General features: G+C 62.0%; 16 protein-coding genes and 1 tRNA gene. 3 read left to right on the forward strand and 14 right to left on the reverse strand.

Annotation, left to right across the window (positions count from 1 at the left end; translation table 11 throughout):
* Window positions 1–101 precede the first annotated feature (101 nt).
* The gene (locus RCF49_RS12250) at window positions 102–593 is read left to right on the forward strand and encodes an MmcB family DNA repair protein (RefSeq protein WP_342640165.1); all 492 of its coding nucleotides are present in this window, start codon (window positions 102–104) and stop codon (window positions 591–593) included.
* An 18-nt stretch (window positions 594–611) separates the two neighbouring features.
* Here RCF49_RS12250 and RCF49_RS12255 read toward each other — a convergent pair whose 3' ends face one another.
* From RCF49_RS12255 to polA, 6 genes are all read right to left on the reverse strand, one after another.
* Window positions 612–2,777, reverse strand: coding sequence for a transglycosylase domain-containing protein (locus tag RCF49_RS12255; protein WP_342640166.1), 2,166 nt, complete (start codon window positions 2,775–2,777; stop codon window positions 612–614).
* Window positions 2,778–3,011: 234 nt separating this feature from the next.
* On the reverse strand, window positions 3,012–3,908 hold the full coding sequence (locus RCF49_RS12260) for a DMT family transporter (RefSeq protein ID WP_342640167.1): 897 nt from the start codon (window positions 3,906–3,908) through the stop codon (window positions 3,012–3,014).
* Window positions 3,909–3,958: 50 nt separating this feature from the next.
* A complete protein-coding gene (betI, locus tag RCF49_RS12265) occupies window positions 3,959–4,630 on the reverse strand; it encodes a transcriptional regulator BetI (RefSeq protein WP_342640168.1) in 672 nt (223 codons plus the stop codon).
* 14 nt (window positions 4,631–4,644) lie between these two features.
* Window positions 4,645–5,430 carry a class I SAM-dependent methyltransferase gene (locus RCF49_RS12270; RefSeq protein WP_342640169.1) on the reverse strand — a complete coding sequence of 262 codons (786 nt, stop codon included), beginning with the start codon at window positions 5,428–5,430 and terminating at the stop codon, window positions 4,645–4,647.
* 116 nt (window positions 5,431–5,546) lie between these two features.
* Entirely contained in the window at window positions 5,547–6,122 is a 576-nt protein-coding gene (pyrE, locus tag RCF49_RS12275) for an orotate phosphoribosyltransferase (RefSeq protein ID WP_342640170.1), read from the reverse strand.
* A 12-nt stretch (window positions 6,123–6,134) separates the two neighbouring features.
* Window positions 6,135–9,065 (reverse strand): DNA polymerase I, encoded by a 2,931-nt coding sequence (gene polA, locus RCF49_RS12280; protein ID WP_432807399.1) that lies wholly within the window; start codon window positions 9,063–9,065, stop codon window positions 6,135–6,137.
* Window positions 9,066–9,578: 513 nt separating this feature from the next.
* Here polA and RCF49_RS12285 point away from each other — a divergent pair.
* The gene (locus tag RCF49_RS12285; protein WP_342640172.1) at window positions 9,579–9,935 is read left to right on the forward strand and encodes a DUF1491 family protein; all 357 of its coding nucleotides are present in this window, start codon (window positions 9,579–9,581) and stop codon (window positions 9,933–9,935) included.
* 295 nt (window positions 9,936–10,230) lie between these two features.
* Window positions 10,231–10,307, forward strand: a tRNA-Arg gene (locus RCF49_RS12290).
* A 197-nt stretch (window positions 10,308–10,504) separates the two neighbouring features.
* On the opposite strand, the gene RCF49_RS12295 is transcribed toward RCF49_RS12290, so the two are convergent.
* The 8 genes from RCF49_RS12295 to RCF49_RS12330 form a co-directional block, all read right to left on the reverse strand.
* Window positions 10,505–12,382, reverse strand: coding sequence for a DUF1998 domain-containing protein (locus tag RCF49_RS12295; RefSeq protein WP_342640173.1), 1,878 nt, complete (start codon window positions 12,380–12,382; stop codon window positions 10,505–10,507).
* An 11-nt stretch (window positions 12,383–12,393) separates the two neighbouring features.
* Complete coding sequence (drmA, locus tag RCF49_RS12300; RefSeq protein WP_342640174.1) at window positions 12,394–15,846, reverse strand: DISARM system helicase DrmA; 3,453 nt, start codon at window positions 15,844–15,846, stop codon at window positions 12,394–12,396.
* Complete coding sequence (locus tag RCF49_RS12305) at window positions 15,843–16,331, reverse strand: hypothetical protein (RefSeq protein ID WP_342640175.1); 489 nt, start codon at window positions 16,329–16,331, stop codon at window positions 15,843–15,845. The genes drmA and RCF49_RS12305 overlap by 4 nt, the downstream gene beginning before the upstream one ends.
* A gap of 34 nt (window positions 16,332–16,365) precedes the next feature.
* Entirely contained in the window at window positions 16,366–17,496 is a 1,131-nt protein-coding gene (locus RCF49_RS12310; protein ID WP_342640176.1) for an XRE family transcriptional regulator, read from the reverse strand.
* Between the two features lie 304 nt (window positions 17,497–17,800).
* On the reverse strand, window positions 17,801–18,361 hold the full coding sequence (locus RCF49_RS12315) for a hypothetical protein (protein ID WP_342640177.1): 561 nt from the start codon (window positions 18,359–18,361) through the stop codon (window positions 17,801–17,803).
* A 23-nt stretch (window positions 18,362–18,384) separates the two neighbouring features.
* Window positions 18,385–19,191 (reverse strand): hypothetical protein, encoded by an 807-nt coding sequence (locus RCF49_RS12320; RefSeq protein ID WP_342640178.1) that lies wholly within the window; start codon window positions 19,189–19,191, stop codon window positions 18,385–18,387.
* Entirely contained in the window at window positions 19,188–20,249 is a 1,062-nt protein-coding gene (locus RCF49_RS12325) for a protein NO VEIN domain-containing protein (RefSeq protein WP_342640179.1), read from the reverse strand. The genes RCF49_RS12320 and RCF49_RS12325 overlap by 4 nt, the downstream gene beginning before the upstream one ends.
* Window positions 20,242–24,138: an Eco57I restriction-modification methylase domain-containing protein gene (locus RCF49_RS12330; RefSeq protein WP_342640180.1), complete on the reverse strand. Its 3,897-nt coding sequence runs from the start codon at window positions 24,136–24,138 to the stop codon at window positions 20,242–20,244. The genes RCF49_RS12325 and RCF49_RS12330 overlap by 8 nt, the downstream gene beginning before the upstream one ends.
* Between the last annotated feature and the right edge of the window lies 1 nt (window position 24,139).

Genomic DNA, 24,139 nt, shown 5'->3' on the forward strand with positions numbered 1-24,139 from the left:
GGCTCCTCGCTTGTGCCTTCCTGCGATACACGCGATTTTGCGGTTAGTCACGACCGAGCGCATGACTTGCCGATGCCCGCCAGAGTCGGTAACCATAAGCCATGAGCCAACCAGCCTTTGCCCCAGACCTTTGGCCGCTTGCCGATGGCCGTCAATCGGAAACGGCCGCCCATGTTCAACGCGGCGTCTGCCGCCTGCTGCGGGCTGTGGGCTTTGCCGCGCTCACCGAACTGCCCCTTGCCTCCGGCCGCCGCGCCGACATCATGGCGGTGAATGAGCGCGGCGACATCTGGATCATCGAGATCAAGTCGAGCATCACAGATTTTCGCGCCGACCAGAAATGGCCGGAATATTGGGACTATTGCGATCGGCTGTATTTCGCGATTCCCCCGACCATGGCGCCAGAGATCATGCCGATCGAGGCGGGTCTCATCATCGCTGATCAGTTCGGCGCGGAGATCATGCGCGATATCGGCGATATCAGGCTATCGGCGGCGCGGCGCAAGGCCGCCACTTTGCGATTTGCCCGTGCTGCCGCCCTGCGCCTGCATAACCTGCGCGATCCACTCTCCAACGCGGCCGAATGTTCATAGGACAGACGGCCGCCGGCCCTACCGTCGCTCCAACTGCCGGTATTCCTGCCAGTTCCTTTGATTGACGGCGCGCGGGTTCCAACCGTTATCCTCGCCCGCAACACTCGGCGCCATACGCCGTGCGGGCGGTGGTGGCGCAGATGGTTCGGGATAGGCGCGCGCCGGTCGACTGCCGAACAGGCCCTCGAAGAATTGCACGATGCTCGTGCCCACATTGGGCCTCTCCCGCTGCGCCACATAGGGCTCGCGGCCATAATACTCATCATAGGGCGCAGGCTCCGGCGCATGCCTCGGCGCACCGGGAAGTGGTAGGGCTGGCATGCCACGATGGGCATCGACCATCACATCCTTCCAGATGGCGGCGGGAAGCCCGCTGCCGGTCGCCTTCTTGGTCGGCGTGCCGTCGTCGTTGCCAACCCACACGCCGGCCACCAGATGCGCGGTATAGCCGACAAACCAGGCATCGCGGAAATTCTGGCTGGTGCCAGTCTTACCCGCGGCATCCTGACCATCCAGCATCGCGCGCTTGGCCGTTCCATCGTGAATGGCCGTGCGCAGCATGTCGTTCATCTCGCCCACCGCCATGGGATCGATCACCTGCTGCGCCTGAGCTGGAGCACGCTCATAGAGCAACTCGCCGCTCTTCGTCCTGATCCGCTCGATCACGAAGGGAATTGCCCGCGAGCCACCATTGGCAAAGGCAGCAAAGGCACCGGTGAGCTCCAACAGCGACACCTCGGACGTGCCAAGCCCGATCGAGGCATTGGGCTCGAGCTTGGATTCGATCCCGAGCCGATGCGCTGTCTCGATCACCGTTTCCGGTCCAACCTGCACGGCAAGCTTTGCTGCAATCGTATTGAGCGAATGCGCAAGCGCCGTCCGCAAGGTGACAGGCCCGTAGTATTTTCGCGAGTAGTTCTCCGGCGCCCAGTTCCCGAACCGCACCGGCTCATCCACCAGCACGGTGTCCGGGTTGAAGCCATGTTCCATGGCCGCGAGATAGACGAAGGGCTTGAAGGCAGAGCCCGGCTGGCGCTTTGACTTGACCGCACGGTTATACTGGCTCTTGCTATAGGAGCGCCCGCCGATCATTGCCTTAACGGCACCGGTTGCATCCATCACCACCATCGCGGCCTGTTGCGCTTTCTGGGCGGCACCTTCCTTGGCCAAGTGCTTGCGCACGGCGGCCTCTGCATCCGATTGGATGTCGCTATCGATGGTGGTCTCGACGATAAGGCTTTCCTTGTATTCGCCGATGAGGTTTGGAACCATTTCAGCGATCCAATCCGCCACATAACGGCTCGCCGGCAATTCGGTCGGCCCGACCACTTCCGCCGGGTTGTTGATGGCCTTCTGCCCTTGCTCGCGGGTGATGTAGTTCTCCTCAACCATCGCATTGAGCACAACATAGGCCCGCTCTTCCGCTGCCTTTGGCCGGCTGATCGGGTTGTATGTGGCCGGCGCCTTCAGAAGCCCTGCCAGGATGGCCGCTTCGGCAAGCGTGAGATCCCGGGCGGACTTGCCGAAATAGTGCTTGGCGGCTGCCTCAATGCCATAGGCACCGCCGCCGAAATAGACCCGGTTGAGATAGAGCTGGAGGATTTCCTCCTTGGAGAAGCTATGTTCGAGCCAAAGAGCGAGAACAGCCTCCTGGACCTTGCGCTCGATCGTGCGCTCCGGCTTCAGGAAAAGGTTCTTGGCAAGCTGCTGGGTGAGAGTGGAGCCACCCTGCACCACACCGCCCGACCGAAAATTCGTGATGGCTGCACGGACAAGGCCGATCGGGTCAACGCCGAAATGGCTGAAGAAGCGCCGGTCCTCAATCGCCATGACCGCCTGGGGCACATAGGGCGGCAGCTCGTCGTAGCGGATATCATCCCCGGTAAATGAGCCGCGCTCCACCAGGACCTGGCCATCATCCGCAAGGAGGACCATGCCTGGTTCGCGATCCGGAATCTTGAACAGAGTGTCGTTCGGTAGCGCCAGTAGCGCGTAGGCCAACACACCGACGACGGCGATGAAGCCCCAGATGCCAAGCGTCAGGGTCCAGTAAACCGACCGAAGCAGCCATGAGCGCTTTTTGCGTGCCGGCTTGCCGCTCGCCCGCTTGCCGCGCCGCCTGGTGCGCGGTTCCTCAGGCTCGAGAGAGCTCTGACGCGGCGTGCGAGCATCCGATTGAAACAATCTCGGCTCGCGGGCGTGGCTCCCGTCAGTGTCGGCATTGGACCGCGATCGAAATAGACCCATGGATTTAGCTGAACTCGCCCGCCTGACCACCAGTGTAGGACCAGGCTTTTAACTCAAACCTAATTTTAATCGCCCGCAAGCTGGCCATGAATCGTGACCGATTGATGACCCGGCTTAGCGCCGACATGATCCTGCCCGCAGGAGATCTGCTTCGCTAACCCTGAGATCACCTTAGTGTTGCGCCCCGCGGGTAGCTTTGACCTGACGCTCGCGATAGAATAGATAGATTCCGCTCGCAATGACAGTCGCGCCCCCGGCCACCGTCCAGAGATCTGGCAGATCTCCGAATACGACATAGCCGATGAGAACCATCATCACGATTTGGCTATAGGAGAAGGGCGCCAGGACCGCAGCCGGCGCCAGGCGATGGGCGACAATCAGCAATTGGTGGCCGACCGCTCCGAAGGCGCCGACGAGCATCATCAACAGCCAGCCCGCAAGATCGGGCATAACCCAGACCGTCGGCATGGCGGGCAGGAGTGCTGCAGTGCCCACCGCTGCCGTATAGAACATTGTGGTCAGCGCGCTGTCATACGCGGCGATCTTCCGTGTCGCCAGCTGATAGAGCGCGGTGAACAGGGCGGAGGTCACCGAAATCAGCGCCGCCGGCTGAAAGCCGCTCATGCCCGGCCGCACGATGATGAGAACCCCGATAAACCCCACCAACACCGCCATCCAGCGCCTTGGGCCGACCTTTTCGCCAAGCAGCGGCACCGAGAGGGCGCACACCCATAGCGGATTGGAGAAGGCGATCGAGGCTGTTTCCGCGAGCTGAAGATAGCGCAGGGCCAGGAAGTTGCAGACCGTGGATCCAGCGAGCAGGAGACCGCGGATGATCTGAAGCTTCAAATTACGGGCGCGGACATGCGCCAGCGCATCCATCCAGAGGAGATAGCCCACCGCAAAAATGAGGGCGAAGGCATAGCGGGCGAACGCAACTTGAGCGAATGGATAGCTCGCGCCCAGATATTTTGCCGTGGCATCAAGGCCCGAGAACAGCATGTATGCGCTGGCCATCAGGGTTATGCCGCGAATATGGGATGCGGATTCGGTTACGGCGAGGGACATGACAGCCAAGAGTGAAAGGCGAGCGCAACCGCTCAGGGCGGGTTGGAATGTCAGGTGGCCTCGACCATGCCGCCGGCCAGCCCGTTCGCGTCGAAGTGCTTTGGAAAGACCTGGGCGAGCCAGGAGAAGGCTATGGAGCGGGCCTGCTCGCGCGTGAAGCTGCGAAAGCCGGTCAGCAGCTTGACCCAGAGCCCTTCGAGCAGAGCGTCCAGGCCACGCGCAACATGTAAGCTGTCCTGATCATACCCCGCGTCCCCAATGATCCGGGCGCAAAGGGTTTCGATCGCGTCCTGAAATGCCTCATCCACCGCACCCCAATGCTTAAGGTAGTCCGGACGAGCCTTGGCCTCTCCCCAAAAGGCATACCAGGCGGCGAGCTTGCGCCTCGTGCAAATCTTGCGATCAAAATCCACCTCGACGATCGCGGCAAGCTGCCGGGCGGGATCAGGACCCGCGCGATTGATCGCCGTCTGCCAGGCCTTGCGATACTCATCTGACAGATAACGCAAGGTTTCCAGAAGAAGCCGCTCCTTGCTATCAAAATGAGAATTGACAATTCCCGCCGAGAAGCCCGCCCGCCGCGCAACCTCTGCGAGGGTCGTGTCCGAATAGCCCTTGCTGGCGAGCGTGTCGATAGTGGCTTCGATCAGCTGCTGACGCCGTATTTCCTTCTGCGCCTTCCGTGCGGCCGGCGCCGGTCTTACTCCCGGTAGGTCCGCCATAATCACTGGTCCGCTCAAGGTCTTCGAGCCCGAATATTGGTAAGCTGCGCTCCTCCCCGCTCGAGAACCGCCAGCTTCGCTTCCCAGATTTCTACCGCCCGGTCAATGTATTCCTTGCCATACGCCTTTGCGGCCTCGTCATAGATCGGCCCCTTCATCGAGGCGAGCTCATTCCGTGCGACCTGGACATACCAGTCATTCTGGTTGGCCAGTAACGCATCTGTGAAACCGGCATCCCTCAACAGGCCGCGGTAGCTTTCCGAGGAGGCATTCGCACCCAAGTGCTGGGCGAGACCCGCATCGGCCGATCCCTCGCCGGCTTCGTCGACCAGCAGATCGCTGGCCAGAAAGGTGCCGCCCGAGCGCAGCACCCGAAAGCTCTCACTGATGAGACCGCCCGCAGTTGGACCAAGGCCGAGGCCGTTGCCATCATAGACGATATCGAACTGATCGGCGGCAAAGGGTAGGACGCCTGCTCCTGCCTCGAGGAATGTCAGTCGATCATCCAATCCAAGCGCTTGGGCTTTTGCCTGTGCCTTGGCCACAGCAGTGGCGTCCACATCAAGTCCGGTGACACGGCCGGCATGATGCCGTTCCACCAGGTAGAAAGCGATGGCAGCCGAGCCACGGCCGAGCACGAGCACCTGCTTGCCGCGCAGGTCGAGATCACCGAGCAGGCTGTCAATGCGCTGAGGCCCGCCCGGGAGCGGCCATCCCTCGCCCCAGATCAGTCCGAGAATGCCGCGCCAATCCTGCCCCGTCTGGCTAGGGCCGGTACTGCCACCGGTAAGCTCGGTCATCGATGCCTCCCTTCAACGCAGCCCTTCTCTCGCGGCATGAATGGTAATGCCCGGTGGGACCTAATCCCCATTATTGATCGGTCGAGACGCTCGCCTAATGCGATCCAGCATCGAACTCACGAAGCGGGCCGATTGCGAAACTCGCTCGCGGTAAAGATCGAAGCAAAGGCCAGGCCGGCCCGGTCCATGGTCTCCTGCGCGCCTTCCTGCCGGTCAACCAGGGTCAGGACCTCGATGACTTCACCTCCAGCCTCACGAACCGCATCCACCGCCTTCAGCGCCGATTCGCCCGTCGTGGTCACATCCTCCACCACGATGACGCTGGCGCCTCTAAGACCTTCACCCGGGGCGAGCCCCTCAACCAGCAGCTTGGCGCCGTGCTCCTTCGGCTTCTTCCTCACGAAGAACGCCTTGATCGGCGTCGCCCTCAGAAAGCTCGCCGAGGCCGTCCAGGACACGATCGGAACAGCGCCCATTTCGAGCCCGCCCACATAATCCGGCCGCAGGGGTGCGATCGCATCCAGCACCAGTTCAGCCAGCAGATGCGCGCCTTCCGGGTGCAGCATGGTGGGCTTCATATTGAAGTAGAAATTGCTCTTGCGGCCTGAGGCAAGAGTGATCTCCACATTATCCCTAAACGACCGTTCCCGGATGATCGCCATCAGCCGGGAGCGGCGCAGATCCTCACGCATGACTGTCCCCTGTCAATGTGCTGCTTCCCAATTGTCGGCGGCCCTCGCGTCGACCTTGAGCGGCACCCTCAGCCGCACCGCCGGCTCGGCCGCTGCCTCCATGACCCGAACGGCCACCTCGATTGTCGGCTCGACTTCCGAGTCCGGCACCTCCAGGATCAGCTCGTCATGCACTTGCAGCAGCATTCTCGCTGGCACCCTTGCCGCCTCGAGCGCTACTGGCATGCGGATCATGGCACGCCTGATGATATCGGCCGCCGAACCCTGGATCGGCGCATTGATCGCCGCCCGCTCATTGAAGGCCCGCTCCGAAGGGTGCTTCACATTGATTCCTGGGAAATGACAACGCCGTCCGAATACCGTTTCCACATAGCCGTTGCGCCGGCATGTCTCCTTGGTGGTTTCCATGTAGTCGCGGATACCGGGGAAGCGCTCGAAATAGCGCTTGATGTAATCGCTGGCCTCCTCCCGCGGGATGCCCAGCTGATGCGCCAGACCGAAAGCGGAAATACCATAGATGATGCCGAAATTGATGGCCTTCGCCCGCCGCCGCACCATCGGGTCCATGCCTTCGATCGGCACGTTGAACATTTCCGACGCGGTCATCGCGTGAATGTCGAGCCCGTCGGAGAAGGCCTGTCTCAGCTGCGGAATGTCAGCCATATGGGCGAGCACCCGGAGTTCGATCTGGCTGTAATCGGCGCTGACCAGCTTGTGACCGGGGCTCGCGATGAAGGCTGTGCGGATCTTGCGGCCCGCCTCGGTGCGCACCGGAATATTCTGAAGATTGGGCTCTGATGAGGAGAGCCGGCCGGTGCTGGTGGCAGCAAGCGCGAAGCTCGTGTGGATTCGCCCCTGCTGGTCGATATGACTGGGCAGCGTGTCAGTATAAGTGCTCTTGAGCTTGGAGAGCTGGCGCCACTCCAGCACCAGGCTCGGCAATTCGTGCCCCTCCGCTGCGAGCGCCTCCAATACGTCCGCCCCGGTGCTCCAGGCTCCCGTCTTGGTCTTTTTGCCGCCGGGAAGGCCCATTCGGTCAAACAACAGGGCACCGAGCTGCTGCGGTGATCCAATATTGAACGGCCCACCCGCGGCCCCGTGAATCTGTGCTTCGAGCCCTGCCATGATCTGCGCGAACTCGCCCGACAGCCGCGACAGCACCTGCCGATCAACCATGATGCCTTCGCGCTCCATGCGTGCCAGCACCGGCACCAGCGGCCGCTCCAAGGTCTCATAGACCGATGTCACGCCATGGGCCGCAAGCCGCGCCTTCAGCATGAGCCATAGCCGCAAGGTCAGGTCCGCGCGTTCGGAGGCATAGGCCGAGGCCCCATCGAGCCCGACCAGATCGAAGGTCAGCTGCGCCTTGCCGGAACCGAGCAGGCTTTTGAGGGCTGCCGGCTGGTGGCCGAATTGCTTGCCCGCCAGATCCTCGAGACTATGGCCGTTGAGCCCGGAATCGAGGACATAGGACATCAGCATCACGTCATCGATCGGCGCAAGCTCGATCCCGTAGCGCGAGAACACCAGCGCCTCGAGCTTGATGTCATGCCCGATCTTCATGATGGAGCGGTCTTCGAGAACCGGCTTCAGCTTCTCCAAAAGATCCTTCCGCGAGAGCTGGGCAATGTCCTGCCCGCCGAAATCGAGACCGGCTGATGCCCTATGACCGCAAGGAGCATAGCAGGCCCGACCCGGACCCGTGCTGAGCGCGATGCCGACAATATCGCACATCATCAGATCACCGCCACCAACCCGGAGATCGAGTGCGACATAGCCTCGGGCGTAGATCACGTTGATCCACTCATCCAGCTGTGCCTCGGTCTCGATCTTTTCATAGAGAGAGGCATCGAACGGCACCGAGCGCACCAGTTCCGCTTGCCGGTCGGCCCCGGCCTGGGGTGTGACCCGTTCAACGGCGGCGATCCTTGCGGCTTGTGCAGGCGTGCTGACATCCGGCGCATTGGTGGGCAGCGCCAGCGTCGGCGTCCAGGACTCAAGCTTCAGGGCAACCGGCTCGATCTGCTCGGCATCGACATCCAAGGCGGAAGCGATGCGCCGGGTCAGGGTGGTAAATTCGAGCGCCTTCAGGAATCCGACCAGTGCCTTGGGATCTGGATCCCGCACCGTCAGCATCCCGACGGGCACCTCGAGGGGCACATCGTCTTTGAGCGTGACCAACTGGCGCGAGATGCGCGCCTGCTCTGCGAATTCGATGAGCTTCTCGCGGCGCTTGGGCTGTTTGATTTCATGGGCGCGCGCCAGCAGGGTTTCGAGATCGCCATATTCGCTGATCAACTGCGCCCCGGTCTTCACGCCGATGCCTGGAACGCCCGGCACATTATCGACCGAGTCCCCCGCGAGCGCCTGCACATCGATCACCTTTGATGGCGGCACGCCGAATTTTTCCAGCACCTCCGCTTCGCCGATGACTTTTTCCTTTCCGGGCATGGGGTCATACATCACCACGCCCGGGCGCACGAGCTGCATGAGATCCTTATCCGACGAGACGATCCGCACCGATGCACCCGCATCGGCTGCAAGCCGCGCATAGGTCGCGATGATGTCATCGGCCTCATAGCCCTCCATCTCTATGCAGTTCACGTTGAACGCGTGCACGGCCTGACGGATGAGCGGGAATTGCGGGATCAGATCTTCTGGCAGGTCGGGGCGATGCGCTTTGTAATCCGCGTAAAGATCATTTCGGAAAGACTTGGCCGAATAGTCGAACACCACCGCCAGATGGGTCGGCTTGTCGCCATTCTGCATATCGCGGAGGAACTTCGCGAGCATGTTGCAGAAGCCGAGCACGGCGCCGGTGGGCATTCCGTCGCTCTTCCTGTTCAGCGGCGGCAGCGCGTGATAGGCGCGGAAAATATAGCCGGAGCCGTCGATGAGATAGAGACGGTCAGCAGGTGAGAGCGCAGTATTTTGGGCAGGCATGTTCATCGGCGCGCACTATGCCACCTGATCTTTCTCTTTGCCACGTGAAAGCGAGGAGGGCCTATCGCCACTTTCCACCGCCGATGCCAGGCCGCGGGGCCGCTGCAGCATATCGTTAACCAGGGCGAGATCGTCTCAAGAATTCGTGCGAGCAGCAGCCCTCGGCGTTCAGGAACTCTTCATGGAAATAGCGGTTACTGTCGATCATGGGAAGCGACAAGAGCGCGAACATGCGAACAGAAACAAAAGCCGTCAATCAGGACAAAAGAGTTCTCATGCTGCTGATCGCAGCGCTATTCCTGATCAATATGGGACTGGCCCTTGTGGCGTTTTCTGGTCACTTGGGAACGCCGAGCCTTGCGGACGGGTATGGTGTGCGGATATCGGACGCTGGGCTGTCCTGGACGAATCAGCCGACCAAGACTACATCTCGCCTTATGTAAGGTGCGCGAGCGCTTGCCGGGCCGCTTGGGCACCTCCCCGTGATGATGCAGAGTCGGCAGGCCAAATTCCTTGCACAGTGACGATCTTTCGCCCCCGCCGCGCATTCGCTCGGCGGTGTGGATCAATGCCCAGATCAGGCTCTGCAGCGCCGCGGCCATTCCTGCCGCGGTCGTGCGCAAGGGTGATCCGGACGCAGGCTCGATCCTCGTCAAGATCTATCGCGGCCGCGACAATTGTAGCGTGTTCACCGCAGCGGTGACCATGGAAGGCAAGCGCGGCTGGATGAGAGCGACCGGACCAGAGCCGGTCGATGAGCCGGCGGCCGATGCGTATATCGAGCGCCAATGCGCGCGCGACAGCGATTTGTGGGTCCTCGAGATCGAGGATCTGCGCGGGGCATACCAGCTCGAAGACGTGATCGATTGAGCCGCGCAACGCCTCGGCGCCCCAAGGCTTTAAGGCCTTGAGGCCGCGCCCTGCTGGCGCTGATGCGTGATGGCTGTTGTCCAAGCCGGGCGCTTGGGTTATGGTCCGCCGCAATGAGGCGAGGCACCCGTAGCTCAGCTGGATAGAGCGCTGCCCTCCGAAGGCACGTGTCAAGCGTGATCGTACAGGAAAGGAGATCGAAAGAGGCTTGAAAAATAACGACTTGCGAGGTCAGTGCTCAGAGACTTCTCACTCGCAAGAAGCTCGCGTAAGCACCACGTAAGCAACACGGCATGCACCCATAGCTCAGCTGGATAGAGCGCCACCCTCCGAAGGTGGAGGTCACAGGTTCGAATCCTGTTGGGTGCGCCATACTGCGCCGGTCTAGAATTCCCAAATTCACTCACGAAGAGGGCTGCCTGTTTCAGGCGGTCCTGGAGCGCGACGCCATCGCGCCCGGTGAAAATTCATCGCGTCATAACGAGTGGCGCACGAAATGGGCGAACTCCATCTATCGCTGCTGCCGATTGTCCTTTCAACTGGACGCTATTTCTTCCGGAGTGGCGTACTCAGAAAAAGCCTACACCTGACGGTCCCACGGTATCGACCAAGAGCGCACGATCCAAAAAGAGGTTTCGCGCCTCGCAGCTGGTCTCGGCGATTACGAGACATCCATGGCAGGCGGCACCGTGAAGTGTGCGATCGTCGGCTGCTGTTGCGGGATCGTGATCTGCGCAAACAGGATCACCCGAACACAATCGCTGCCTTTCAAGTGCATTCTCTAGGACCTGCGCAAAACGGCGGCTTACTTCGACGAGACCACCAAGCGTGCCCTGATTCCCCGCCGAGGCGGTGTAGATCAGGATGCCAACCGCTGGAATCGCAGTACCAGATCCCGCAGAGATGTAGATGCGCTCACGAATCGAACTAGCGGGATAACCGCAATCGATGGCGACCTCGGTAATCAATGCATGCGCAAGAGAATGGGCAAGCAGGTATTCGGGACGAAGCTGATCACGAATGGCCCTATCGGAAATGTTCTCTCCCCGCTGACGGCGCTGCTGGAGCCATCGGTCGGCGCCGATGCCTAGCGCCGCTATTCTCTCTTTCACCTGCGGTCGGTCACGCCAGCCCTGAAGCGCGTTGCGGTCAAGCGTGAGAAAAAGACCTTCGCCGAACTGCTCGACTGCGGGCAGCCACGTGGGATTGCGGGCAAGTGGCGCGCCCCGCACGGCAAGGCCAACATCCTCGAACTCTTCGGTAACAACTGGAGCAGGTTCGAATCTCGTGAAGCCGTACAGACAGGCCACTTCTCGCAACCTGTGGACTGCCACTAGTGAAGAGATGCCCCCCAGTAAGAGCGATTTGCTCGGGTCCCATATGGCCCTTGGAAGCGTTTCGGCATGCAGCAACGCGTCGGGAGTTGGCGTGCCGATAACGGGTTGGCCACTGGCCAGCATCGCGAATTCCGCGAGGCGCGGATTCTCCGCTTGATCCTCCTGATCGTCGGAACGCCGCATCACAGCGATACGCGACCAAACCTCGTCATCCAAATATCCTTCCAAGGTCGCCGCGACCTGAGGGTTGAAGCGCCGCGCGAGCTTAACGTCCTCTGCCGAGGAACACGTCTGTAATGCCGACCACACGCTCCGCACAAGCTCTGCCAATTGGTCAACCGAAGCCGGAAGAGAAATGACGCGGGTAACTTGCGGAAAGTAGGTGTTCGTCGCGCTTCGCGTGAGCAATCGAAGCATGTGACCACAGCCATTCGGGTCCCGACCATTGTCGATCCAAGGCCACTCTGCCCGACACTGGCCCAATCGACCCGGCTGGAAAAGATCGTTTAATGAGAGCGACGCGCCGCATTCACAATACACGCGCGTCTGACGCGGATCGCCGGTTGTTCCGCCATCCTCGAGCCAGAGTGGTTCCTGGCACCCTTCGCGGCCGGGCGTATTTTGATGGACCACGCGGCGCCAATCAACGTCTTGAAGATGGCCGTCCTCGCATCCGCAGACGAACCGAATAGGCGATACGCGCCGGCGCTTCCCGTCGTCACCCCGATAGTCAACTCGCTTGGGAGCTTCCAACTGCTGGAAGCGCACAAGCCGTCGCCGATCCGACGGGTCGCCCGGTGCCGCGTCGCACAAGAACCAACGAGGAAAGATTGCTGCTCTTATCTTGGGCGAAACCCTCCGTGGGTCGCGTACATCCAGCGGAGGCGTCCGCAACTGCGGTTCGCCGCTCGTTGCGAGCCGGTTATCGTCCTGTAACCGCAAGCGCAGAAGTCTCGATAGTCGCGGCTCTTCGATGAGACGAAAGGCGCCGCTGCGCTGGTCCCAGTGGTCGAGTCCCATCACGAGCACGGATCGATCGGGAAGATCGAGCATCGCTCCGGGGCCATAGTAGCCGATGAGCTGGCTCAGTCGAATTTGGTTTTCGGCCATGCCTTGCCCCTTTAGTTCAGCGCATTGCCGAAAGGATCGAGAATCTCGACCGACGATACGTGCTCCACATCCCGCATAGAACGTGACGCCTTGAAGCGCCCATATTCGGGGCCGCTGGCCTTCAGCAATGGCGACAGCGGGTCACGCACCAGCGCCTCGCCCACCGGATATCCGTAATAGAAACGGCCTCCGTTCTGCGTCGCTTCTGCGGCTAGCCTGCTCCAGAGATCGATCAAATCCTCGACTTGCTGGCGAAGCGCTGGAAGCCCGCCGACGACGTTCATTGATTGAGCGCGACGCACGACCTCATCCGCAATCGCCTGTCGCAGATATGAATGGTCGCCAACCTTGGCTGCAGCGCGCTCCTCAGCGAGGAGTGGTTCAAGATGACGGGCGAGCGAGACGACGCTTGGCGCCAAAGCGCGGTCAATCGCGCGCGCGGCCCATGGCGTAACGCTCGTTGCCTCGACGGTGCGGTAGAAGGAGGCGTGGAATTGGCGAAATCCTTCATAGTGGAGGCGGTCGCGCGCCTTGTGCACGTTGAGCAGCGCGAGGACGAGGCCCGGCTTCTCGGCGAGACGGCCCACGCGGCTCGTCGCCTGGATATACTCGGCGGCGGCTTTGGGTTGGCCTTGCACGACCATCAGCCCGAGCCGGCCAATGTCGAGACCCACCGAGATCATGTTGGTGGCAAGCGCCACATCGACGCCGTTCGGAGCAAAGACCGAGCGCGCAAGTGCATCTTTGGCGGCGGCAACCTTGTCGGTGCTCTCGCGCGACGTTAACTCAAGTACATCGCGGAGTTCGCGGTTCTCGAAGGGCTGATCCTTCGGATTCAGCCGCCGGCGACGTGTACCGTAATCGGCGAGTTTTGCCCTCACCTCGTCCTCAACGATGCGGCGCGCGCCGCCGAGCTCGCGCAAGGCATTGAAGTAACAAAGAGCCGTCAGGTACGGATCGGCCGCGTCGCCCAGCGGCTTCTCTCTTTCGCCGGCCGCGAGCAGCGTTGTTAGGGCGCGCAGGAACAGTAGCTTCGGTCCTTTGCCGGGTGCGGCAAGCCCGACATAGAGGCGGCCAGGGCTGTTGGCCGCCGGCACCGTGATGGCAAAGAAGGAGTCGCGACGGTCCGGGCCGGGCGGCGGGAAGATGGCTGTCTTCGGGCGGTCGAACAACGCCTTGATCTGCGCGTCGGCACGACGGACGGTTGCAGTGCTGGCGATGATCTTCGGTCTGACGATTCGATCACCGCGCTGGCGCGACGCCAAACGGTCCAGGGCGATCTCGTAAAGCGACGCCACAGTCCCGAGGGGGCCGCTGATCAAGTGGAGTTCGTCCTGGATGATCAGTGCAGGAGGCAGCAGCCGTGCGCTGCCGTACAGCTTGCGTCCAACCCCCGGTTCGGCAGCGCCATAAAAGCCGTGCTCGTCCTCGCGATCGACGTGGTCGAAGAAAGCGCCGACCTTGTCGACGAACGGCAAGCCGGCAAACTTGTCCACGGTGGCAATGAGAAATGCAGGCAAACGCCGATAGATGGCGTCGTCAACGGTCAACACTGGTAGCGGCTTACCCGAGCCGAAGGGACAGCGCGAGTTCGCACAGCCGATCTCCAAGTTCTGGGGCGCGAGATCGCTCGGCGTGCAACGGAAGCTATCGCGGGTGAAGGGCTCCCCACACCAAGGGCAAGTCTTGATCGGTGCCGGGGCTTCACGACCATCCCGCTTGTAACGGCGAACGCGTCCGACTGCGGTTTCCGGTCCGGTGTTGCCTCGCCCGCCCAAACGGTTCGGCGTCGCCGCAACTCCCACCCAAAGCCCGATCTCGATCGGCCAGTCGCCAAGCTTGTTCCGTTCACCCTCGCGCCAAGCTGCCTCGCCGCGCATCAATTCAAGTGCGCAAATAACGCCGGCTGCGCGGCTGAGCTGGTCGAGCGTCAGAAGACGCAGCGTGTAGCGCATCAGCACCGCGACGCCCGCCCCGAGCTTGCCGCCATTCGTGATTCGCCGATGCGCGATGGTCCAGGCGGCGAGGCCGAGATAGGCTTCGGTCTTGCCGCCACCGGTCGGGAAGAAGAGCAGATCCACGGCTTCACGATCGACGTGCAGCGGATCCTGGAGTGCCGAAAGATTCAAAAGGATGAAGGCGAGCTGGAACGGTCGCCACTTGGGCGCTTTCTGAGCAGCTGGATCGCCACCGTAACCTGCCGCGCGTTGGCGATTGGCGCGCGCTATTGCCTCATTCATGGCGCAGAAGGCAAGCCGCGCGTGTTGATCGCTCGCGAGCAGCGCAATGCCTTCGGATATGCGTCGGCTTGCGGCGCCGGCCGCATCGACGAGACGTTGCGCAGTGGTCTGCCGCGGCGCGCCAGGGATTCTCGAGACTTCGCCGCTTTGTGCTGCAATCCACGCGTCATACGCTGCCGGCAAACCTTCGAGCGCGCGCCGCAAATCGTCGGGTCCGGTTCGCGCGAGATCGGCGAGGGCCTCCATTCCGAATACGACGTTCGGAATGTCCTCGTTCGGCTCGACCCGCTCGACTTCAGCGGTCGGCAAGTAGTCCGTTGCGGCCTCGCGCACGACGCCCTCCGGATCCGCCTTCCAATCAGCAGAGGTGTTCACGCCTACCGCGTACTCGCAAACGTCCCGGTAATGCAGATCGGCGATCGCCTCGTCGATGTCCTTCGAGCCGAACCCGCGCATGTTGGCGCGCGGATGAAGCCCCGCCTCGGAGCGTACGGAGAGTCTGACCTGGAAAGCATAGGTCACGTCTTGGTAGCGCCGGCGCACAGAGCTGCGGCGATTTACGGCCATCACGGTCAGCACGCGAAGGCTGCGCTTGGTGCCGTCGGGTTCGGTTACTACATAGGGACGCGCATGGAGCTCCAGCTGAAGCGCACCCGAGGGCCGTTGTGCGCCACCGGAGTTTGGAACGATGATGGTGGTCCGCTTTCCATCCGCGGGGACAGGCACCTTCAGAGTCTCGTTGCCAGGTACGCGGTCCCATACGACCTCTGGCGCGTCTGCATTGTCGCTGAGCAACTCCTCCTCACTCAACGGAGGCACTGTGATGTAGTCGCCCCAGGAGAGGTTTACCTCAACCTCACGTACCGACGCGGCGAGCAAAACCGTGAGACCAAGGGACGACGGCGCTCGAATGCGCACCGCGGGCGGTGTGTCTTCCTGAGCGTCATCGGCCGCGCGTGCAGGTCCGGCGTCCGTGTCCGCACCAAGATCGTCGCCGACAAGCGGGTCACCCTCTTCGAACAGTTCGCCCTCTTCTGGAATCTCGGCAGAAGGCCCACTCGGCTCTGGCACAGGCGCGAGATAGCCGGTCACGTACCAGCCCGACGGCTTCTCCTTGAGTTGCTCGCGAGCTAGGTCCGCATCTTGCGGCCCGGGGCCGATCAGGTCACGGCGCAATGTCTCGATGAGGCGCGCGCGGATATCGGTTGAGGTTGTCGCCGTCATGCGATCTTCCCTTCGCGCTGCGCGAGCTCGACAAGCGTTCGGCTCAACCAGTCTTGACGATACGCGCCTTTGAGTGGCGTTTTCGGGCGGAAACCGGCCTCATCGAGAAGACGCTCAAGCGAAACGAGGCGGTCGCGCAGGTTTGCCCTCACGCCAATGCGCAAGCTCGCTTTGTCGGGACCGCAGAGCACCCAGGCATCCGAACGGGCGAGCGCGTGCGCCCAAAGCGCCTTCTCGCCCTCATCGAGCATGGCGATCTCGCCGTCGCGGATGAGGGCGGCGGCGCGCTCGGCGTCCGAGACCTTGTGCACCGCTTTGAGGCCCGCGAGGAGCGCTTCCCGATCAATCTGCTGCTCCGGCCGGCGATTCTGGTAGCCGGTTTGAGTTTCGATCACGCACTCCTCCACTGTTTCGAGCGCGTAGCCGCCGCAGAGCGCCCGCCACGCATCGATACGCCACGCCTCGATAATGACGTTCGTGTCCACGAGAACAGGCCCCCGCCAGCGCGCCACCGTTGCCTCACAGCTCGTAAGGCGCCGGGACGCCGTGCGCAGCGAAGAGATCGCCTAGGTCATCGACGGAAAGTCCGAGCAGGCTTGCGATCTTGCGGACAGAGACGCGTCCCTCCTCTATGGCGCGAGCGACGATCTCGACAAAGCGCTTCGAGAACAATGGCGGTCTTTCAGCAGCACGATTGTCAGCAAAGAGCCCGGTAGGATGGCCATTGTTGCGAATGGCATCCGCCGGCACAGCACGCGCCTCAGTTTTGTCGAGGAGGTCGAGTGAGACGAGCCGCCACATCAAGGCCGTAGATGTCACTTCAAGGTGATCGGCCGTCGCGTTGAGTTGAGCGACCAGCGCGTCGCCGCGAAGCTTGCGCCAGTCGGGCGCGGCCTGGACAGTGCGCGCCGGCATCAGCAAAGCCGAAGCGAAGGCGTTGGCGAGCTGCTCGACCCGATTGGCGCCGCCGGTTTCAGTTACGTCCTCGACATGGACCGGCGGCATCGCATCCCAGGTCAGGATGTGAAAGAGCTCGTGCGCTAGATCGAAGTGCCGGCGGCCCGGCACTTCGTCGCGGTTGATGAGCACGACATCGAGATCGGGAAGACGGCATGCCGCGCCCGAAACGCCGTGATGGCTGGGCGTGACCATCAGCACGAGAATGTTGAGATCACGCTCCATCACCTCGGGCAGCCGTCGTGCGGGGACATCACCGAGCTTGTGCTCGGTCGCGAAACGTTCGCCGGCCTCGGCCGCATCTTCGAAGCGCGAGTTCTTGGTCAGCCGGAGCGATCGGCGTTCCAGCGGCGGCTTCTCGCCGACTTCTGTGCCGAGCGTGCGGAACGCGGCAATGAGCTGGCCCGCAACACGCTCGTAAGCACCGAGCACGGCCGGCGGCACATTAGATTGTCGCCAGTTGAAGCGCCCCTCGCCGACGAGGCGGAACGGGTCGGTGAAATAGTCCAGCGGGGCGCCAAGCTCCCGGACGGCTAGCAGAAGCTCATCAGCCGAGAGCCGGCGCTCGCCAGTCTCGATGGCGGAAACCGTCTGGCGGTCCTTGAAGCCGAACAGGCGCGCGAGATCGTCCTGCGAGAGCTTCTTTTCCTCCCGCAGAACCCTCAAGCGCTGTCCGATCAAAGGATTAGCCATGGTTGCCTCCTACCGGCAAGATATAGCCTTGCGAATCATGGTTTGCAAGATTATCTTGCACAGGCTCACCTGACTCCGGAGAAAGGTTGCCGAAATGCCACGTCCCAAATAGCCCGGCCTGGATGGCCGCCATCGCAACAATGATGGAACCACCCGCGCGAAGCGTGGGGTACACGCCGCCAAATCTACGGGGATGATTTCGCTGCAGGTTATCGGAGCGATGTGCGTCTCGACACCCTGCTGGAGCGCGAGGGCGTCGCATCGCTGAATGACGTCCTTGAGAAGAAGTGAGGTGAGGCCTCGATCAATCGGCCGCGAGTCGAGCGCCATGCAACGCCGCCTGTCGCTCGACGGCCGCACGTTGGTCAGGCGTGAAGCGTAGATCGTCGAGCAAGGCATCGACCAGCTCGGTTGGTTCGGACAAAGGTGCAAAGCCGCGTTTCCCTCCCCAATCGAGCATGCTTCTGGGCGCCAGCGCCTGAACGGCGATCTCCAGCCTCGGCAATTCGGCCCAAAGTGACTGCGGCAATGTCACAAACGTTGCTCGGCAACGGCGTCTAATGAACTCGGTGCGCAAACGCTTTGCCAAACAAGCGTCCGGGCTTACGTCTCGCTTCACACGCCACATGCGGCCCGTGTTGTAGGCATGCGAGAATTTGTGGCTCCGGCCTTCCGAGCCGGTCACGTGACGATTATGAATCCGATCAAAGAAGCCGCTTTCGATCGACTTCGTGATCCCGATGTAGCGGATCGTTCCCGTGTGGTCGTGCAAAGCATAGATGCCGTGGTCATGAGGTAGCGTACCGAGTTGTACTGGTTCGCCCCTCATGAGATCGCGGAGAACGGTAGACGGATCGGGCATCATCGGTTCGGCATGGCCTAGAGGAGTTATGGCTGCGATTGCTCGCTGTCCTCTTTGTAGTCGCCGACGACCCAGATGAAGCTTTGGACGTCGATGCGGTCCCGCGGCTTGAGTTCTACCAATTCGGCGGCCGTTTTCGACACGAGGTCGAGGAGGCTCTCGTAAACGGCAAAATTTAGCCGCGGCTCGTAGTCCGACGCAAAGCGATGCCCGACGCGGGCCGCGAAGTCTTTAGTGACCTCGGGCTTCAGGAACATGTGCTCTTCCGGCCGCCACAGAAACGGAAGGTAGGTTGCAACCGTCCATTTCGCGTTGTCGTGCGGCTTCAGCGCTCGTTCCATCTGCACGAGCGCCGGCTTCCCCTCGCCCAGCGTAAAGCGGGCCGCGGCCCGAATGAACTCGTCTGCCGCCGGCCCGCGCAGTACGTCCTGGAGACGCACCTTCTCGAACGGCGACAGCAGGTTTGTCGCGCGAAAAACAGCAAGGACCGGCTCGCCCAAACCGGAGGCGGTGACAGCCTGTTCGAGTGGCGCCGTTTCATCGAGGCGCTGCTTGGCAGCAATCTTGTAGTCGCGCTCCGCGTTCGTGTAGCCGGCTGAATGGAAGCCGTTCGGGAAGAAGCGCAGGAACCGCGCCCAGGCGCCTTCGAAGCCGAAATACTTCGGATCGCCCTTGCCGGCGTCATCGTGCAGTTGCCGCCACACGTCGTCGGCCTTCTCGCCCTCGACGCAGACCTTACCATGGGCGAGGCCGAAAAAGCGCCCGTCCTTCCGCACAAGACGAAGCTCTTTCTTGCCCAGCCTACCGATGCGGATCGTCTCTGCCTTGCTCATTTTTGCACCGAATCGGCAGGAACTGCCGTCAATCTGGCCGCTTTGCGTTCCTCGAATTGGAGACGCCATTGGCCGTCGAGGGTCCACCAGGCATTTTCCCGCGATGTCCGCCCCCGCACCAAGACGAACTCGCGGATGACCGCCTTGCCGAGCGCATCGGTCACGATAGCGATTCGGTAGTGCCCTTCGGGATTGCGAAGGCGCTGGTAGCGGCTCAGACAATCGAACTCGTTGACCGACAGCTCCGCGGCCACATCGTTGCCGGACCGGCCCTTGACTTCGACGTGCAAGGTCTCATCGCCGCGAGTTGCAACCAGATCATAGCCGAGGTTATCCTTCTCCACCGACTCGATCGTGAATCCTAAGCCTTCCAGATGGCGCCCCACAGCCTTCACGGCGGCTACCTCAATCCGCCGGCGCTTCTCTACATCAGCTTGCCAGCCGGAAACTCCTGTTTTTCTGCTGCTGTTATGCGAAGCCTTGGCACCCGACCAGCTCCGCAGATCGATGTCCCGGAGAATCTCGGTGAGCCGCCGGAGGGCTTGTGACTTCGGCTTGGGATAGAAGACTTTCTGTTGTCCGGGCCATGACTCGCCACCGCGAGCCTGACGAGATGGCACAAATATCGGCCTGGCTTCGGGAGGGAGAAGCACGCAATTCCTCGCCTCTGCCATGCAGCGGTAGCCAGCAATCTCCGTACCGATCTTGCGGCGGCGCGCGAGCGCACCGGTCGGTTCCTGATCGTGCCGATAGACTATCGCATCACGCCAGACGCCGACCACAGCGCGCCCTCCTTGCTCCGGATGTGGGGCGGTCCACACGACAGTGACGCCATCCAATGTTTCGGTGTTCTTCGGGACTGAAAAGTGGTTTTCGAAATGCAACGTCCCGGTGGGCGGGACATAGCCATAATAGCGACCATCGACGTCGCGAAAGTTGTACATCTCATGGCCATAGCCATGCTCGGCAGCAAACTTGAAGCCGCCGGCGCTCAAGCTCGCACGATCGCCATCATATTTGGCCATCCAAGCCGTATGAAAGACGATGATATCAGCCATCTTCCTCGTCCCCCCGATCGTCTGATCCGTCGTCGTTCCTCGTCGCGCCGGGTGCGAGGCCGAGGTGGACTTCTTCGGCGTGGCGTTCGGCGTTGAGGGCGAGGAGGCGGGAGAGGATTTCGTCGCGGAAGGCGGAGGGCCAGAACAGGCGGCCCTGGTAGGTGTGGTCGTCCTCGTTGGTCTCGTCGAGGAAGATCGGCTCGGCGCGTTCGGCGAGATCGTCCCAGCCGTAGGCGCTGAGCACGGCACGATCCATCTCAGCGTGAAGTCGGCGCAGGCGCACGATGTCCTCGCCGCGCTCGTCGGGATTGTGGAAGCGATTGTAGGTCTTCGTCATCCCCTCGTTGCGAGCGACCATCAGAGCGGCGCGGTGGTCGTGATAGGCCTGGCCGGCTGCTTCGAGTGCCGGGGAAGTCTCGAAGCCTGCCGGAAAGGGGAAGGTCTCGAAGCAGTCAGACGGGGTGTAACGAAGATCATCCTTCAGCGAAGAAGCAAAGAAACGAGCCCAGAATTCATGAGCGCGCGATTGTATCGCAGCGAAAGCCCCAAACGTCGGGAATGTGAACACAATCACGCTGTCTGCGAACTTTAAGTGCGCTGGCATAACGGCGACGCTAAATTGAGGCGACACACGACATGTTACGATCACGCGCCGCATCAGCGCGGTCTTTGAAAACAGCTCGTCTCGCGTTCGGTTGAAACGCCACCAGTTTGCTTTCAGCCGTCGCCCGTCGACGTTGTCCCTGAGCTTCAGGCGCTCTGGTTTGATCTTTTGTTCGGCGATTTCCATCAACTCTGGAAACTGCTGGCGCGCGCTCTGCTCGTCGAGATCGTTGATATCGAAAACATACCGATGAGGAGCGTGTCTGGGGTCCGAATTGATTTCTTGACCGCCGATGTACGGAAAGATGCGAGCCTTGGATTCCGGCCGCACCGTTTGGATTTGGCCCATGAGAGCCAGCCCATTCGAAGCACCGGACTTGTCCGTATCATCAAAGAGGAAACCGGAGCCGTATATGTCCAACCCCTTGTAGGTCTTCTCCAGATTTCGCGCGAGACGACGAGGAGAGCCGTCGTGAATCGAATTGAGAAGAAAGCTGTTTATACAATCGACTGCCCTGCCATCAATGAACTTCTGCATAGCGATCGTGGTTTTGCTGAAGTGAACAATTGAAACGATCACCGCGGCGTCTCCAGGCCAAGTGAAGCGCTTGATCACCCTATAAATGGAGCCTCCGTGCCTTAACACGTACATAGGCGCAGCTTCTCTCGTATCTCCTTGCCTAATCGTATTTGTCGCGACGAGACCGGCGGCTCCACGCGAGGACAAGAGCGCAAATGTCCTTTGGAAGAAATAGGAGACAAGGTCAGACCGATTCCCGGCACCCTCCGCACTTTCCTTCAGGTAAGACAAATATCGATCGCCCAACGAGCCTGAAATATTCGTTCCGCCTAAGAAAGGCGGATTGCCGACGATGGCGTCAAAACCCGCATTCACGCGCGCGAACACCTCTGGGAATTCGATCGCCCAGTGAAACGGTCGCACCGGATGCTCGCCGGTCCTCAGGCTCGCTGCGGCGGCACGGAGCTCATCCCATTTCGCCGAGCCGATGCCGGACATCCAGCTCTCGACCGTGGCGCGGTGCTTTTCCCGTGCTTTCGCTTTTGCCTCGGCGAAGAAGGCCGACAGCACAGCGTCGCCGGGAATGCGCACGAGATCGACTTCCTTTTCGAGCGCCCGATGCTTCTGTTCGAGGATGAAACGCCGCGTGTCATCGGGGGCAGACTGGATCTCGCTGCGCGCCTTCGTCGCTTCCGTCACGCGGTCCGACACGAATTTGCGGAACAGCGGAAGGCCGGGCTTCGATGTATCCCAATGCATTGCCGCGATCTGCTTGGCGTCCAGCCCGACGAGGCTGTCGCCGGATTTCAGCGCATGGTCGAGGAAAGTGAACTCGTGCTCGCGCGCGAGCGTCGCGAGCCAGAGCGAAAGCTTTGCCAGCTCCACCGCGCGCGGGTTCTTGTCCACGCCGTAGAGACAGCGCTGTGCCACGAGGCGCTTGGCGTGCAACTCCTCGTCCTCATCATCGGGGATGCGCGGCCGCGTCTCGGGCCAGCGCGTCCAGGCCTTCACCAGCCGCGCCGCCAGTTGCCGGCAGGCCTCGACCAGGAACGCACCCGAGCCCATCGCCGGGTCGCACACTTTTAGCGACAGCACCTCTTCCGGCTTGGAATCGGGCCCGAGCCGCTCGAAGGCTGGCTCCAGCGCATGGCGCACGATCGGCTCGGTAAGCGTGCGCGGCGTGTAATGGCTGCCGGTGCGGCGACGCTCATCGGTCGGCTGCAAGAGTGGCGCGCCAGGCGCGCTGAGCATTGCGCCTGGCGACGCGCGCTCGTCCACGCGCGGCTTCAGCGCCGCTTCCAGCTCGTCTTGCGTCTTCGCCGCCGCGACCGTCTTTGCCACCTTGTCGGGTAGCTTGACGTCGTAAGCATCCTTCATCCGCTTCTGCCGCTCCGAGCCTTTCAGCGCGGCAAGCTCCGCGAGATTCACGAAGACCGGAACCTTGTCATTCTTGCCGCCGCGCAGGGCGAGTGCCGGGCCGCTCATCGTCTCGACGGTGAAGCCCATCACCGTCTCGTAGACGCTGCCGATCTGCTCGACATCGAGCGTGCGGTAGGAGAGCCGCTCACCGTCGAGCACCAAGAGCTTGTCGAGCACGCCGAGGATGCAGCCGTCCGACACCGGCGCGGGCGCGATCCGGTCGGTGGCTAAGTCTCGGCCGAGGAGGAACGGATAGATCGCCGGATCGAACAGATCGCCGCCACGGCCCATGATGAAGCTGCCACCACCGCCCTTGTGGACGAGGCGGAAGAGGACGAGGAGCCTCGCCCAGGCGCCGCGGCGCTCGTCCATCGTGTCGGGATACCGCGCGGCATCGGTTGTGAGCTTGGCGTGCAGCGCGCGCACGCCGTAGCCCTGATCGTACAGACGGCGTGCTTCCTCCTCGGTCGCCGACGGGATGAGGCCGCGGTCCTCGGCGTATAGCAGGAAGACAAGCCTCAGCAGAACCGTGAGCAGCCCGCCGTAAAGTCGATCCGGTTGCTCCTTGGCGAGGCGCGCGATCCGCGCTTCATCGGCTGCATACAATCCGCGCAGCAGCTGGTGCAAGCTGCCTAGCACCTGCTCGGCGAGCTTTGCTGATACCTCCGCCTGCGCGTCGCGGCTCTGCTTCAGGAGCGCCGGCAATCGCTGATGTTCGGGCCGATTGTGGAGTATGTCCGCATTGAGCGCGCGTTTGAGGCCGCCGAGCATTGGCCGGCCGGCGACCGTCGCCAGCGCGCGTAGTGGAAACGACAGCCAACCGCTCGTCTCGCCCTTGGGCGCGTGGACGAGCCGAAGCTGATCGTCCGTCAGTAGAATGCCGGCGCGCACGCTGGCTTCGTTCTCGCGCAGGAGCCGCTCGAATCTCTGGTGCGGCGTCGCCTGCCAGCCGCTAAGCGCACCGCGCTGATCCGGCGCGACGCCGGGCTCTTCGATGCGGACGAGTAGCGTCGGCCGGCCTTCCGGATCGATAATGGCCCAATGCGGCTCGAGGACCGTGTCCGCCTCGTCGATCGCCACCGACAATTCATCCGGAAGCGGCCGACCGCCTGGCAGGCCGGCCACCTGATGCTCGCGCCACCCCAGGATTCGCGAGAAGAAAGACCACGGATCGACGAGGGCTCGCGCCTCGCCCTCTGGGGCGAGACAGGTGGCAACCGCCTCGCCGTCCGCGCGCGTCTGCTCCTCGGGGACGAGGCCGTAGCGGTCAAGAATGGCCGGGCTGAGGACGAGGCCGACAGGCTGGACATAGCCGAGCCATTCGAGGTTCGGATCGACGACGGGCATG

Source organism: Rhodoligotrophos sp. CJ14, assembly GCF_038811545.1.
In the GTDB taxonomy this organism is placed as follows: Bacteria; Pseudomonadota; Alphaproteobacteria; order Rhizobiales; family Im1; genus Rhodoligotrophos; species Rhodoligotrophos ferricapiens.